11 protein-coding genes are annotated in these 13,888 nt (G+C 52.9%); 6 read left to right on the plus strand and 5 right to left on the minus strand.

From position 1 onward, the window contains the following. The first annotated feature begins 128 nt into the window (after positions 1-128). Together cysG and hflX are read left to right on the plus strand one after the other, a co-directional pair. A complete protein-coding gene (gene cysG / locus HMPREF2572_RS05840; protein ID WP_070496741.1) occupies positions 129-1,544 on the plus strand; it encodes a siroheme synthase CysG in 1,416 nt (471 codons plus the stop codon). Between the two features lie 246 nt (positions 1,545-1,790). Continuing rightward, positions 1,791-2,981 carry a GTPase HflX gene (gene hflX, locus HMPREF2572_RS05845; RefSeq protein ID WP_070496743.1) on the plus strand — a complete coding sequence of 397 codons (1,191 nt, stop codon included), beginning with the start codon at positions 1,791-1,793 and terminating at the stop codon, positions 2,979-2,981. Between the two features lie 187 nt (positions 2,982-3,168). Here hflX and HMPREF2572_RS15205 read toward each other — a convergent pair whose 3' ends face one another. Next, positions 3,169-3,294, minus strand: coding sequence for a hypothetical protein (locus tag HMPREF2572_RS15205; RefSeq protein ID WP_283117759.1), 126 nt, complete (start codon positions 3,292-3,294; stop codon positions 3,169-3,171). 419 nt (positions 3,295-3,713) lie between these two features. Here HMPREF2572_RS15205 and HMPREF2572_RS05850 point away from each other — a divergent pair, with 419 nt between their 5' ends. The 3 genes from HMPREF2572_RS05850 (at position 3,714) to HMPREF2572_RS05860 (ending at position 7,320) form a co-directional block, all read left to right on the plus strand. Continuing rightward, complete coding sequence (locus HMPREF2572_RS05850; protein WP_070496745.1) at positions 3,714-6,185, plus strand: heavy metal translocating P-type ATPase; 2,472 nt, start codon at positions 3,714-3,716, stop codon at positions 6,183-6,185. A gap of 343 nt (positions 6,186-6,528) precedes the next feature. Beyond that, complete coding sequence (locus tag HMPREF2572_RS14815) at positions 6,529-6,927, plus strand: interleukin (protein WP_210385293.1); 399 nt, start codon at positions 6,529-6,531, stop codon at positions 6,925-6,927. Between the two features lie 87 nt (positions 6,928-7,014). After that, on the plus strand, positions 7,015-7,320 hold the full coding sequence (locus HMPREF2572_RS05860; protein WP_070496747.1) for a barstar family protein: 306 nt from the start codon (positions 7,015-7,017) through the stop codon (positions 7,318-7,320). A gap of 105 nt (positions 7,321-7,425) precedes the next feature. Here the strand turns inward: HMPREF2572_RS05860 and HMPREF2572_RS05865 are convergent, their stop codons facing one another. The 3 genes from HMPREF2572_RS05865 to ribBA all read right to left on the minus strand — a co-directional run bounded on the left by HMPREF2572_RS05865 (position 7,426) and on the right by ribBA (position 11,396). Next, positions 7,426-7,761 (minus strand): hypothetical protein, encoded by a 336-nt coding sequence (locus tag HMPREF2572_RS05865; RefSeq protein WP_083294173.1) that lies wholly within the window; start codon positions 7,759-7,761, stop codon positions 7,426-7,428. Between the two features lie 202 nt (positions 7,762-7,963). Beyond that, positions 7,964-9,958 (minus strand): DNA mismatch repair endonuclease MutL, encoded by a 1,995-nt coding sequence (mutL, locus tag HMPREF2572_RS05870; protein ID WP_070496751.1) that lies wholly within the window; start codon positions 9,956-9,958, stop codon positions 7,964-7,966. Positions 9,959-10,055: 97 nt separating this feature from the next. Further along, a complete protein-coding gene (ribBA, locus tag HMPREF2572_RS05875) occupies positions 10,056-11,396 on the minus strand; it encodes a bifunctional 3,4-dihydroxy-2-butanone-4-phosphate synthase/GTP cyclohydrolase II (RefSeq protein ID WP_210385294.1) in 1,341 nt (446 codons plus the stop codon). Positions 11,397-11,718: 322 nt separating this feature from the next. On the opposite strand from ribBA, the gene HMPREF2572_RS05880 reads away from it, so the two are divergent. Continuing rightward, positions 11,719-12,321 carry a DUF4230 domain-containing protein gene (locus HMPREF2572_RS05880; RefSeq protein ID WP_070496754.1) on the plus strand — a complete coding sequence of 201 codons (603 nt, stop codon included), beginning with the start codon at positions 11,719-11,721 and terminating at the stop codon, positions 12,319-12,321. A gap of 284 nt (positions 12,322-12,605) precedes the next feature. Here HMPREF2572_RS05880 and HMPREF2572_RS05885 read toward each other — a convergent pair whose 3' ends face one another. After that, positions 12,606-13,703, minus strand: coding sequence for a hypothetical protein (locus tag HMPREF2572_RS05885; protein ID WP_070496758.1), 1,098 nt, complete (start codon positions 13,701-13,703; stop codon positions 12,606-12,608). Positions 13,704-13,888: the final 185 nt, after the last annotated feature.

A 13,888-nucleotide genomic window follows, 5' to 3' on the forward strand; every position in this document is an offset into this window, starting at 1 on the left:
CCTTGTCCTGATTTAAATTTAATCCACCATATAACCAAATTCGATAAGATAAGCAAAAACCATTCTTTCCGCCGAAGCCTGCGGGATTTTAAGATGGGCGGCACGATAACTTAATAAGAGAACACGCCATGAACCATTATCCCCTGTTTGCCGATTTGAACGGCCGCCCCGTCCTGCTGGCGGGTGCGGGCAAAGTGGCGGAACGCAAAGCCGAAAGCCTGTTGCAGGCAGGGGCTGCGGTCAGGGTTGTCGCCCGCGAACTCAATCCCGTTTTCCAAAAGTGGGCGGACGAAGGCAAAATCGAATGGCTGGGCAGCGAATTTCACGAGGACGATTTGGACGACGTATTTTTCGCCGTCGCCGCCACCGACGATTACGCCTTCAACCGCCGCATTTTCCAAGCGGCGGAGCAGCGGGCGAAACTCTGCAACACCGTCGATACCGCGGATTTGTGTTCCTTCACCGTTCCCGCCGTCATCGACCGCAGCCCGCTCAAAATCGCCGTCTCCAGCGGCGCGACCGCCCCCGTTTTAGCGCGCAAGTGGCGGCAAATCATCGAAACGCTCATCCCGCTGCACACCGGTCAAATGGCGGCACTCGCCGGCAAATGGCGCAGCGCGGTCAAAGCCAAAATTAAAGGTACGGCAAACCGCCGCCGCTTTTGGGAAAACCTGTTCGACAGCCGTTTTAACGCGCTCGCCGCCCAAGGCAACCTTGATGCCGCCGAAGCAGAGCTTGCCGCGCAGCTTGACGGCTTCGGCGCGGCAAAAGGCGAAGTCGTCCTGGTCGGCGCAGGTCCTGGCGACGCCGGACTGCTCACCTTGCACGCCTTGCAGGCGATACAGGCGGCGGATGTCGTGTTCCACGACGCTTTGGTTTCAGACGAGATCTTAAGCATGGTGCGCAAAGACGCGGACAAAATCAGCGTTGGCAAACGCGCAGGCTCGCACCACGTCCAACAAGAAGAAACCAACCGCCTCTTGGTCGAATACGCCCGACGCGGTTTGCGCGTCGTCCGGCTCAAAGGCGGCGACCCCTTCGTTTTCGGACGAGGCGGCGAAGAAGCCCAAGTTTTGCGAGAGGCACACATCCCGTACCGCATCATCCCCGGCATCACCGCCGCACTGGGCGCGACAGCCTACGCAGGCATCCCCCTGACGCACCGCGACTGCGCCCAAAGCGCGCTCTTCGTGACCGGACACAGCAAACACGACGGCCACCAACCCGACTGGCGCATGCTCGCCCTGAGCAACCAAACCCTGGTCGTCTATATGGGCACGCTCAAAGCCGCCGAAACCGCCGAAAAACTGATGGCGCACGGACGCAGCGGCGACACACCCGTCGCCATCGTTTCCAACGGTACGCTCCCGCACCAAAGCGTCGTGACAGGTCGTCTGAAAAACCTGTCCGAGCTGGCAGAAAACGCCCCGCGTCCCGCGCTGATTGTCATTGGTGAAGTCGTTTCCCTGCGCGATGAATTGAAATGGTTTCAAGAAAATCCCGCGCAAAGCCGCCTTCACACGATGCACGAACAAGCCGCCTGAAGCGTTGGTTCAAACCGTTTAAACAAACGAAAGGTCGTCTGAAAACCGAAATCCGGTTTTCAGACGACCTTTCTTGATTATGCTTTCACGGTCGGATGGTGTAAGATGCTGACGCAGCACGCAATCGCGTCAACAAACGCCTCCAACGGAGCGTGCGGCACGCCGAATAAGACAGCGCAGAGAGCGGCCGAGTCATCAGATTGATGGATGCCGCTTTTCAGTTTTTCTAAAACGAAAGGATTTTCCTTGTCCAAACGCAACATTTTCCCCGTCGACAAATCTTTGGAGAAACCCGAGCGCGTGATGCTGGTCGGGGTGATGTTGAGCGCGGATTATTCGGGCGCGAACGAAGTGCGCGAGCGGACTTTTCAGACGACCTTGGACGAGGCGGCGGAATTGGTCGCGGCGGCAGGCGGCGAGCTGGTGTTGCGGGAAACCGCCAAGCGCGACAAGGCGCATACGGCTTATTTCGTCGGCACGGGCAAGGCGGAGGAGCTTGCGGCTGCTGTGAAGCTGCACGATATCGGCTTGGTGGTGTTCAACCATGAATTGACGCCGACGCAGGAGCGCAATTTGGAGAAAATCCTGCAATGCCGCGTCCTCGACCGCGTGGGTCTGATTTTGGCGATTTTTGCCAAACGCGCCCAATCGCAGGAGGGTAAATTGCAGGTGGAGCTGGCGCAGTTGAACCATTTGAGCGGGCGGCTGGTGCGCGGCTACGGGCATTTGCAGAGCCAGAAGGGTGGTATCGGTTTGAAAGGGCCGGGCGAGACGCAGTTGGAAACCGACCGCCGCCTGATCGGGCAGAAAATCACGGCGTTGAAAAAGCAATTGGCGCAAGTGAAAAAACAACGTGCCACACGCCGAAAATCGCGGATGGAAGGTCGTCTGAAAACCTTTGCCATCGTCGGTTATACCAACGCGGGCAAATCCAGCCTGTTCAACCGTCTGACCAAGGCGGACGTGTTGGCGAAAGATCAGCTTTTTGCTACGCTGGATACGACGGCGCGACGTTTGTTTTTGTCACATGAGGCGGGCGTGATTCTGACGGATACGGTCGGGTTCGTCCGCGATTTGCCGCACAAGCTGGTGTCGGCGTTTTCGGCGACGCTGGAGGAAACAGCTTTGGCGGACGTGTTGCTGCACGTCGTTGATGCGTCCAATCCCGATTTCGAGCGGCAGATAGACGATGTGAATGTGGTTTTGGAAGAAATCGGCGCGCATGAAGTGCCTCAGCTTGTCGTGTACAACAAAATCGACCTGCTGCCGGATGGCGTGCGCGAGGCGGGCGTGTTGCGGGATAATTCGGGACGCGCCGTCGGCGTGAATATTTCGGTGACGAAAAGTCTGGGCTTGGACGCTTTGCGCGAAGCGATGATTGAGCGGACGTTGGAAAACGGCGGCAAAAGGTCGTCTGAAAACCATGAATCCGAATAAAAACAGGATGTTTTGACTGCCGTTGTTTCTCAATGGAAAAGGCGGCGGGGCGGATTTCGATTTCTGTCCATTGTTTGCCGCCGCGTGTTTTAAAAGGTCGTCTGAAAATAAAGGCCGTTTGGAAAACAAAGATAAATCAGGGAGGGTTTATCTTTATTTCCAAACGGCCGTTTAAAGGGGTTGCCGCTTATAGAGGAAGGAGGCGGCGTTTTTTCATAACGTTTTCGTAAATCATCCATGCCGCCAAGCTCAGGTAGGCGACGCTGGACAGGATGCCGATAACGGCAAAAATAGGTAGCAGGCGGTCAATCATGATGTTTTCCCGAGTAAGAAGTTAATGGAAATTTTTGTGTAAAAGCGTAATGTTTTGTATTTTTTGTCGCACTGTTTGTACGGAATATGCGCATAGTATGCAACTTCTAGTCGGGTAGGTCAACAAAAATGTAGTGCGCTTTTTTAAAAAAGTTCCGTTTTTACATTAAAATAATCGGTAAATTCGCACGATATGCGGTATCAGAACGCAACCGTTCGTCTGTTGATGAGCGGATAGTTTATTGAAAAATATGAATAAAAGTAATAAAAATATGCAAATTGTTTTAAAATGAACATTTTGTAAAATTTTTTTAAAAACCTGCTAAAAAGCGACACTTTAATAAAGTTTACATTTTTAAACATTTCAAATCCAAGTTTCAAGCGGCAAACCACCTGCCGGCACACCATCAGGCACATATTATGAATCAAACGGAAAGAACCTGTTTCCATTGCGGTTTGGAAGTCCCCGAACACCTCCATCTGACCGTCCGCTACGAAAATGAAGACCATGAAACCTGCTGCGCGGGTTGTCAGGCGGTGGCGCAGAGCATTATTGATGCAGGCTTGGGCAATTATTACAAACAGCGTACCGCCGACGCGGAAAAATCCGAATTGCCGCCGCCGGAAGTGTTGTCGCAACTGAAATTGTACGATTTGCCCGAAGTGCAGGCGGATTTTGTCGAGGTCGGGGAAGGGGATGAACGCGAGGCGGTGTTGATGCTGGGCGGCATTACCTGCGCGGCGTGCGTATGGCTGATTGAGCAGCAGCTTTTGCGGACGGCGGGCGTGGTGCGCGTGGATTTGAATTACAGTACGCACCGCTGCCGCGTGGTGTGGGACGAGGGCAAAATCGCGCTGTCGGACATTCTTTTGAAAATCCGCAAAACGGGTTATACCGCCGCGCCTTATGATGCGCAAAAAGTCGAGGCGCAGGCGCAGAAAGAGCGCAAACAGTTTATCGTCAGGCTGGCGGTCGCGGGTTTGGGCATGATGCAGACGATGATGTTTGCCGTGCCGACCTATCTTTACGGCGGCGACATCGAGCCGCTGTTTTTGGAAATCCTGCACTGGGGCGGCTTTTTGATGGTGCTGCCCGTCGTGTTTTACAGCGCGTTGCCGTTTTACCGCGGCGCGTGGCGCGATTGGAAAAACCGCCGCGTCGGCATGGATACGCCGATTGCGATTGCGGTCGTGATGACTTTTGTCGCGGGCATTTACAGCCTTGCCGTCAATGCGGGGCAGGGGATGTATTTCGAATCCATCGCCATGCTGCTGTTTTTCCTGCTGGGCGGGCGGTTTATGGAACAAATCGCAAGGCGCAGGGCAGGAGATGCGGCGGAGCGGCTGGTGAAACTCGTCCCCGCGTTCTGCCACCGCCTTCCGTCTTATCCCGACAGCGAGGAAATTGAAGAAGCGGCGGTTGTACAGCTTCAGGCGGGCGACGTGATCGTCGTCAAACCCGGCGAGGTCATTCCTGTGGACGGCACGGTGTTGTCCGGCGAGAGCGAAGTGGACGAAGCCATGCTGACGGGCGAGAGCCTGCCCGTCGTCAAAAGGTCGTCTGAAAACGTTACCGCAGGCACGCTCAATACGGGCAGCCCGCTTGTTATCCGAACCGACCGCACCGGCAACAACACGCGCCTGTCGCATATCGTCAAACTGCTCGACCGCGCGCTCGCCCAAAAACCCCGCGCCGCCGAGCTTGCCGAGAAATACGCCTCCAGTTTCGTGTTTGGCGAGCTGCTGCTTGCCGTACCCGTTTTCATCGGCTGGACATGGTATGCCGACGCACAAACCGCCTTGTGGATTACCGTCGCGCTGCTGGTCATTACTTGCCCGTGCGCACTTTCACTTGCCACGCCGACCGCGCTTGCCGCCTCCACAGGCGCGCTTGCCGACGACGGCGTGTTAATCAGCGGTAAACAAAGCCTCGAAACGCTCGCCCAAATCGACGATGTCGTGTTCGACAAAACCGGCACGCTGACCAAAGGACAACTCTCCGTCAGCCGAATCATCCCCTTAGATCGTCTGAAAACAGTAGAAGTCCTCGCCGCCGCACAAGCTCTGGAACAACAATCCGAACACCCCATCGCCCGCGCCATCTTGAACCACACGCTTTCAGACGACCCCGCCCCTGCGCCCGAATACATAGTTTCCCAACGCGTCAACCGCATCGGACAAGGCGTTAGCGCGCAAATGACCTACAAAGGAGAAACCCAAGTTTGGGCATTGGGACGCGCCGATTTTGTCGCCGGAATAGCCGGCGTGTTGCCTGACGAAGCCGCCAACATCGAACACGCAGGCAGCATGGTATTCCTCGGCAACCAAAGCGGTTTCCAAGCCGTCTTCCTGCTCGAAGACCAAATCAAAGACAGCGCCGCCGCCATGCTCGACATCCTCAAACAACAAGGCATCCGCACCCACCTGCTCAGCGGCGACCGCACCAATGCCGTCGCACAAGTTGCGCAGGCGCTCGGTTTAGACACCTACCGCGCCGAAGCCTCGCCCGAAGATAAACTCGCCTATGTTGAAGACTTGCAGAAACAGGGCAGAAAAGTCTTGATGGTCGGCGACGGCATCAACGACGCCCCCGTCCTTGCCCAAGCCGACGTATCCGCCGCCGTCGCAGCAGGCGCAGATGTTGCCCGAGACGGCGCCGATTTGGTCTTGCTCAACGACGATTTGAACATCCTGCCCGCCACCATCGCCCAAGCCCGCCGCACACGCGAAATCATCCGCCAAAACCTCGCCTGGGCAAGCGCATACAACATCATCGCCGTCCCGCTTGCCGTCTTGGGTTACGTCAAACCCTGGATCGCCGCATTGGGCATGAGCCTCAGTTCCCTGTTTGTAGTGGGCAATGCGTTGAGGCTGCTGAAGAAGAGGAAATAGGTAGTGTAGAGAAGGGAAAGGTCGTCTGAAAAACCGGGTTTTGGGTTTTCAGACGACGTTTTTATTTGAGTTTTTAAAAGATGGATTGGGCGGTAGTTTTTTCGTGGGCAAAGCCCACGCTACGAGGGCGTCGATTGAATTCAGGCTAAAAGGTAGTCTGAAACCTTTGATTTGATGGTAGATTGGGGTGAAAATTGGACATTGTAGAATGTTCAAGGTTCTTGTTGAGTTTTGAACCAGCCTCCTACGTTTGCTAAAAGTGGAAATATTGATGGCAAGGGAAATTTGAGCGGCAAGATGTTCTGAATAGATAATAAATTTATGAAATAAAAGGAGTATTTTTATGTATTTAAGATTTACAATTATGATTTTTGGCGATAATTTCAAGCCTAGTAAAATGGTTAATAACCTTGAGACTTCTCTTGAAGTTACTGACTATTTTGATGTTGGAGGAGAAGATGAATTTGGGGAAATAAAAGATTATGGATGTCTGGTAGTAAATCACAAAAATGAATTTTCAAAAGAATATTGGGATAGTGAATATGAACAGGAATTCGTAGATTTTTTTAGAAAGAATCATCAATTATTAAGATTAAATAATGCTGATGATCTTAGAATTTTTATTGAGGCTTACTATTCAGATCAATGCAATTTTGAAATTTTCAATAGTGAATTATTAGCAGAGTTGGCAAAATACAAAGTTAGCCTACCAATAAGCGTTTATTATTGTGATAATGATTAATATCATAATTTGTAACATGTGTATTAACCATTCGCATAACTCAACAAGGTATTATGAATATGAAGCATTTTTAGAGGTAATATTGCAATGAATAATACTCTTGTTGTAGATATTAATTTGGGAAGCTTAAGAACATCAAGCAGTTTTTTAAAAATTATGAGTGAGAAGTTATACTTTCCGGATTATTTTGGATTTAATTACGATGCACTAGATGAATGTATGCAAGATTTGAGTTGGTTGCCCGAAGAAAAAATAATTATAAATTTCAAATTTATAGAAAGGCTGAAAAGAAAAAATAAATCTTTATACAAAATAATATATGACTGCCTTGTTATGTATCAAGAATATTGGCAAAAAACTCAGTATAAGAAACAAGTTATATTGAATTTTTGAATACAATTATATAAATTAATGATGAAGGTGGTTTTTGAGCGATATGTAGAGTTGAAAATTAAATATTGTAGAATATTCAAGGGTTTTGCTGGGGCTTGATATAATTTACGTTTGCTCAGGTTCTGCAGGCTCAATCCCATGATTTTTTTTGAACAGTTTCAAATAATCAAAGAAACAGTCAAACTCATCCCGATTTTCAAATTTTGCAATCTGTTCAATCAGGCCTCTCCATGTATGGGTAGTTTGAAGAAAATCAAACTGCTCAATTAGCCAGTAATAAAATTTTTCTCTAAAAATATCATCTTTTTCACTGGGTATAGCATTTAGTCCTTCACATAGATAATATCCTGTTATAAAACTTTCTAAAATTTTTATATTTTTTTCGCTCAAATACATAAATGGTCTTTTTTCGACATATGCCAATAAATCTAAACAATTCATTTAAAATATTCCCATTGTTGGTAGTAGGCTAGATTGAAAATTGAACATTACAGAAAGATCAGAGCCTTTGTTGGGTCTTGACCCAACCTACGCTTGCTGCCAAATTTTCCAAAATGTTGTTGGGTTTTGTAACCTAGTTTACTTAAAAGGTCGTCTGAAAGCTTAAATCCGTTTTCAGACGACCTTTTGTTTTCCATCGGATTTATTGCCCGCGTAAGAACAGTGCGTCCAGTTCTTTCAGCGTCAGCTTCACCCAGGTTGGGCGGCCGTGGTTGCATTGGTTGCTGCGCGGGGTGTTTTCCATGTCGCGCAGGAGGGCGTTCATTTCGGGCAGGGTGAGCTGGCGGCCGGCGCGGACAGAGCCGTGGCAGGACATGGTGGCGAGGATGTGGTTTTCGTGTTCTTCGATGGTTTGGCTGCTGCCGACTTGGGCGAGTTCTCCCAATACGTCTTTGGCGAGCGAGACGACGTCGGCTTTGCCGAGCATGGCGGGGACGGCGCGGACGGCGAGGGTGTTGCCGCCCATGTCGGACAGTTCTAGCCCGAAGCCTGCCAGTGTGTCGGCGTGGTCGGCGAGGGTGGCGCATTCTTCGTGGGACGCGGCGAAGGTAACGGGGATGAGCAGGCGTTGGCTTTGCAGGTTGCCGTTTTCCTGCCGCTGGCGTTTCATTTTTTCGTAGTTGACGCGTTCGGCGGCGGCGTGCATGTCGATGAGCAGCAGGCTGTCTTCGGCTTGGGCGAGGATGTAGATGCCTAATAGTTGGGCGATGGCGAAGCCGAGCGGCGGCAGTTCGGGTTTGGGGTCGTCTGAAAAGGTGCGTGCGGGGATTTCAGACGACATGGCGGATGTGCTGCCGAAGCGGGCTTGTTCGAATTGTGCCAACTCGATATCGGCTTCATCGGCTGCGGTGTTTTTGAAGAGTTCGGCGTAGGTGTTGAGGGCGGCGCGGCTTTCGCGCAGGGACAGGCTGCGCTGCTGCGGCGCGCGTGCCGCCTGATAGGGCATGGGGGCGGTTTTGCCGGAACTGAAGGCGTTGCGCGGTTCAGAGGCGTGTGCGCTTGGTGCGGCGGCGAAAATGTTTTCAGACGACGCGGTCGGGTTTGGGCGGAACTCGCTAGGCTCGTTTTCGGACGACGTTGCCGCGGGACGGATGCCTGTGATTTCGTGCAACACTTCGCCTGCGTTGCCGACGCTTTCGGTCAAGTCGGCGCGGGTGTTGGCGAGGGCTTTGTTGAGGGTGTGGAACACGAGTTGGTGTACCTGCTGGCTGTCGCGGAAGCGGATTTCGGTTTTGGTGGGGTGAACGTTTACGTCGACGGCTTCGGGCGGCAGGTCGAGGAAGAGGACGAAGGCGGGGGTGAGGGCGTTGTGCAATACGTCGCGGTATGCCTGTTTGACGGCGTGGAGCATGACTTTGTCGCGCACGAAGCGGTGGTTGACGAAGCAGTATTGTTTGTCGGTTTTGCCTTTGGCGAAGGTGGGTTTGGCGATGGCGCCGTAGAGCCGCAGCGCGCCGTTGCCACTGTCGATTTCTAGGGATGCCGCCTGAAAGTCTTCGCCGACGATGGCGGCTATGCGTTCGTGCAGGCTTTGTGCGGGGAGTTTGAACACTTGTTTGCCGTCGCGTTTGAGCGAGAAGGCGATGTGCGGATGCGCCAGCGCGAGGCGTTCGAGCATGGTGGCGCAGTGGGCGTATTCGGTGTTTTCGGATTTGAGGAACTTACGCCGCGCGGGGGTGTTGAAGAAGAGTTCGGCGGCTTCGATGGTGGTACCGACGGGATGGGCGGCAGCAGTGGGGCTGCTGAGTTTGCCGTCTTCAGCTTTGACTTGGGTCGCGTGCGCGCTGCCGTCTTGGCGGCTGGTCAGGGTCAGTCGGCTGACGGAGGCGATGCTTGCCAAGCCTTCGCCGCGAAAGCCCATGCTGGCGACGTGTTCCAAATCGTTTAAGGTTTTGATTTTGCTGGTGGCGTGGCGGTGGAGCGCGAGTTCGATATCGTCGGGGTGGATGCCGCCGCCGTTGTCGCTGACGCGGATGAGGCGGATGCCGCCGCCCGCCAGCTCGACTTCAATCGCCGTCGCGCCTGCGTCTATGCTGTTTTCGACGATTTCTTTGAGGGCGTTGGCAGGACGTTCGACCACTTCGCCGGCGGCGATTTGGTTGACGAGGTGGTCGGGCAGGGCGGCGATTCGGGACATGGGTTTCTTCCGTTTTAAAACTGGCGGGTATTATAGCAAAAGGTCGTCTGAAAACCGGAATCGGGATTTCAGACGACCTTTTGATCAGATGGGCGGTTTATTTGTTTTCTGCTTCTTCAAAACCGACGACTTCCAAGCCGAAGCCGGTCAGGCCGGTGAAGGCGGAGGGTTGGCCTAACACGCGCAGTTTGCCGACGTTGAGGCCGGCGAGGATTTGCGCGCCGATACCGTAGCTTTTGCTGTCCCATTTGTAGGCTTGGTTGGCGCCTTTGGGTAGGGTGCGGTCGAGCAGGGTGGCGCCGTCTTCGGTGCGGTGCAGGAGGATGACGACGCCGCTGTCGGCTTGCTGGATGCGCTCAAGGGCTTTGGGCAGCGACCAGGAATGGCGCGGGTTGGCTTGGATGAAGTCCATGACGCTGAAGGGTTCGTGTACGCGGACGAGGGTTTCGGTGTCGGCGGTGGGTTTGCCTTTAACGAGGGCGAGGTGGGTTTCGCCGGAGAGCTTGTCAACGTAAACGTGTTGCTGGAATTCGCCCCACGGGGTTTGTACGGGGGCGTTGCCCATGTCTTCGAGCAGGCTTTCGGTGCGGCTGCGGTATTCGATGAGGTCGGTAATTGTGCCGATTTTGAGGTTGTGTTCTTCGGCGAACTTCATCAGTTCGGGCATACGCGCCATGGTGCCGTCGTCGTTGATGATTTCGCAGATGACGGCAGCGGGGATGAGCCCGTTCATTTGTGCCAAATCGACACCGGCTTCGGTGTGTCCGGCGCGTACTAGGACGCCGCCTTTTTGCGCACGCAGGGGGAAGATGTGGCCGGGTTGGACGATGTCTTCGGGTTTGGCGGTCGGGGAGACGGCGGTTTGGATGGTCAGGGCGCGGTCGGCGGCGGAAATGCCGGTGGTGATGCCTTGCGCCGCTTCGATGGAAACGGTGAAGTTGGTGCCGTATTGCGCGCCGTTTTTCTGGGTCATCATGGGCAGGCCGAGCCGTTCGACCATGCTGCCTTCCATCGGCAGACAAACCAGTCCGCGCGCGTGTTTGATCATGAAGTTGATGGCTTCGGGGGTAACGAACTGCGCCGCCATCAGCAAATCGCCTTCGTTTTCGCGGTCTTCTGCGTCGGTGATGATGACCATTTTGCCGGCTTTGATGTCGGCGAGGATTTCGGGGATGGAGGAAATGTGGGGCATGGTGCGTCTTTCTTGATGGTCGGGTTGGGCTGAGGCGTGTTCTTGATCCAGCCACATGGCGGGCATTTGCGCCGCTTGTTCGATTTTGCGGGCTTTTTTCTCGCCGAAGGATTTGTTTTTCAGAAGGGCGGACAATTCGCCTTGGTTGATGGCGATGGCTTCGGCAAAACGGGTTTGCTGGCCGCCGTATTTGTCCGCTATCCATTGCCGCAGGTTGCGGCGGCGCAGGTCGGTGGTGTTCATGATGTGTGGTGTGGCTGAAAGGATGTAGGCGATTGTAGTCTTGTCTTTACCAAAAGGCAAACTGTGTTTGACAGCGGATTTTTATTACTTTTTGGTAATGTTTTGATAGGAGATCGTCTGAAAAACAAAAATGGCGTTTTCAGACGACCTTTGCTTGAAATCTGAACATTTGAAAGAATATGGGCGTTATAGTGGATTAAAATAAAAATGAGACAAGGCGGCAACGCCCGCCGTGTACGGGTAGTACATAAGGGCGTTGGCAACGCCGTATCATTGCAATTTTAATCCACTATAAGTTTAACGCAACCGAAAAGGGTCTAACCTGATGAAAATGGTTTACCGATTGATTTTAATATCTATTTTTTGTGCACTCGCAGCGGCGGGCGGCTGGTTTTATGCCCAGCACCGCAACGACAACGCCCATGAAGCGATTTCGCGCGAAGGCGTTTTGATGCAGATTAAGCAGATGAACCGCTTGGAAAGCACGGCTTTTTACATCGATACCATCATCCGCACCGAGAAAAAAGGCGACTGGCGCAGATTGTGGCAGGACTCGCAAAGCGGTCTGTTTATCGTGCGCGGCAAAGTGTTGGCGGGCTTGGATTTGGACAAGCTTCACGCCGACAACGTCAATATCGTGGACGGAAAAGCCCTCATCAGCCTGCCGCCTGTAGAAATCCTCAGCGTCGATTTGGAAAATATCGAGGTGTACGACATCCAAACCGGCTCGTTCAACCTTTTGCCGGTGGATAAGGCGGTATTCAAAACCGTGCAGGACGAAGCCAAAAAACAAGTCCTCGCCAGCGCGTGCAAAGCCCAAATTTTGGATCACGCCAACCGCCAGGCGCAAACGCAGCTTGAAAACCTGTTTGCCCTGACGCAGACGCAGGTATCGGTTTATCCGGCGGCAGTGGGGCAGTGCAAATAGCGGCAGCGCAAAACAAGGCTTAAGCGCCGAGTACAAACAAGGTCGTCTGAAAACGAAAGTAGCGGGTTTGCCAAATCGTTTTCAGACGACCTTTTGTCTAGCATCAATATGCTTTACATCAAGCGCGCGTGTATAGTAGATTAAATTTAAATCAGGACAAGGCGACGAAGCCGCAGATAGTACAGATAGAGACCTTTGCAAAATTCCCCAAAATCCAGATAGTACGGCAAGGCGAGGCAGCGCCGTACTGGTTTAAAGTTAATCCACTATATATCATCCAAGCGTTAAAGATAATCATCGATATTCGGGCTTCTACCAAACACGGCTTCATGCGCCTGACTGATGGTCAGCCGGTTGAACATCAGCCGCTGGGTTTGGTCGCCGTCGATAATCCTTACCCTGCCTTCCAATTTCGGTGCGTCGTGGTGGAAAGTATTTTTAAACGCAAGCCAGCGGTCGGTTTGCAGGTGGACGACGGCAAACATATCGTGCGAAATATTCACGCCGACGCTGATGAGTTTCGGCGAAGCCTGAAGGCAGAAACTGCTGTCGCCAAAGAGGCACAGCCCCTCATTTTCGGCATAGCGGAACAGCTCGATTTTCACCGCATCGGGTTCGGCGAATATGGTGCAAAACAGCCGCTCGAACAGCGACGGCTGCGCCACGCCTTCGCTCAACATACCGTAAAGCCCCGCCAGCCAATCAACATAGCCGAGAAACGAAAAACGGTAGTTTTGCATAATGGCTTCGATGCGGCTCGGATCGCGCTTGCTGATCAGGCGTACAAACTCAAACCCGACCTCCGGCAGCCGCGCCCGAACGGCCTCATGCAGACGGTGGGCGAACAGATTTTTATGGTTGTGCGGATTGCGCAGGATGCCGAGGAATTTCAGCCGCAATATCCGCCACAATGCTTCGGGAACTTTGACCGTATCGGTTTCACCCGTTTTCAGACGGCATTCGGGCAGTGTGCGCAGATGGTTGCAGGCTTCTTCGTAGCCGCTTTCGTGGCGGTTGAACCAGCTTTCCAAATTGTACTGGTTGGCGGTGTTTTCGACGAAAGTCAGCGTGTAAAGGTTTTTCGCCGCCAGATTGCCGATAATGTTGACACTCGCCGCCGCCCCGCGATTTTCGTTTCCGCCGCGAACCTTGTCGCCGGAGCGGGAGCGTCGGGCGGCAGCCGGTTCGCGGAACATGGACAAAGGCAGCTTATAGACATTCTGATTCTGCGGGCTGACCTGTGGATTATGCGCGTGCTGCCGCTGCTCGGTCTGGGCGATATAGTGGTGTTCCTTGGTCGGATTCGCCGTCAACAGCGCATAAGGCTTTTCGCCGCATTCGGAAAATTCGCAATCACTGAGGATAAAGGCTTGTCGTGTCATGATGTAGGAAGGGGTCGTCTGAATGTGCCGATTATATTGGATAGGGAATTAAGGGGATTATACGGAATGATGCTTCTGCTTGCAGAATACGCCGATAAAATGCCGATAGTGGGAATCCAAAAAACACTTCGCCGTCGTCATTCCCGCGCAGGCGGGAATCCAGAAGTTTGGATTTACAGTAATCT

It is taken from the genome of Neisseria sp. HMSC064E01, from assembly GCF_001808875.1.
Taxonomy (GTDB): Bacteria; Pseudomonadota; Gammaproteobacteria; order Burkholderiales; family Neisseriaceae; genus Neisseria; species Neisseria sicca_A.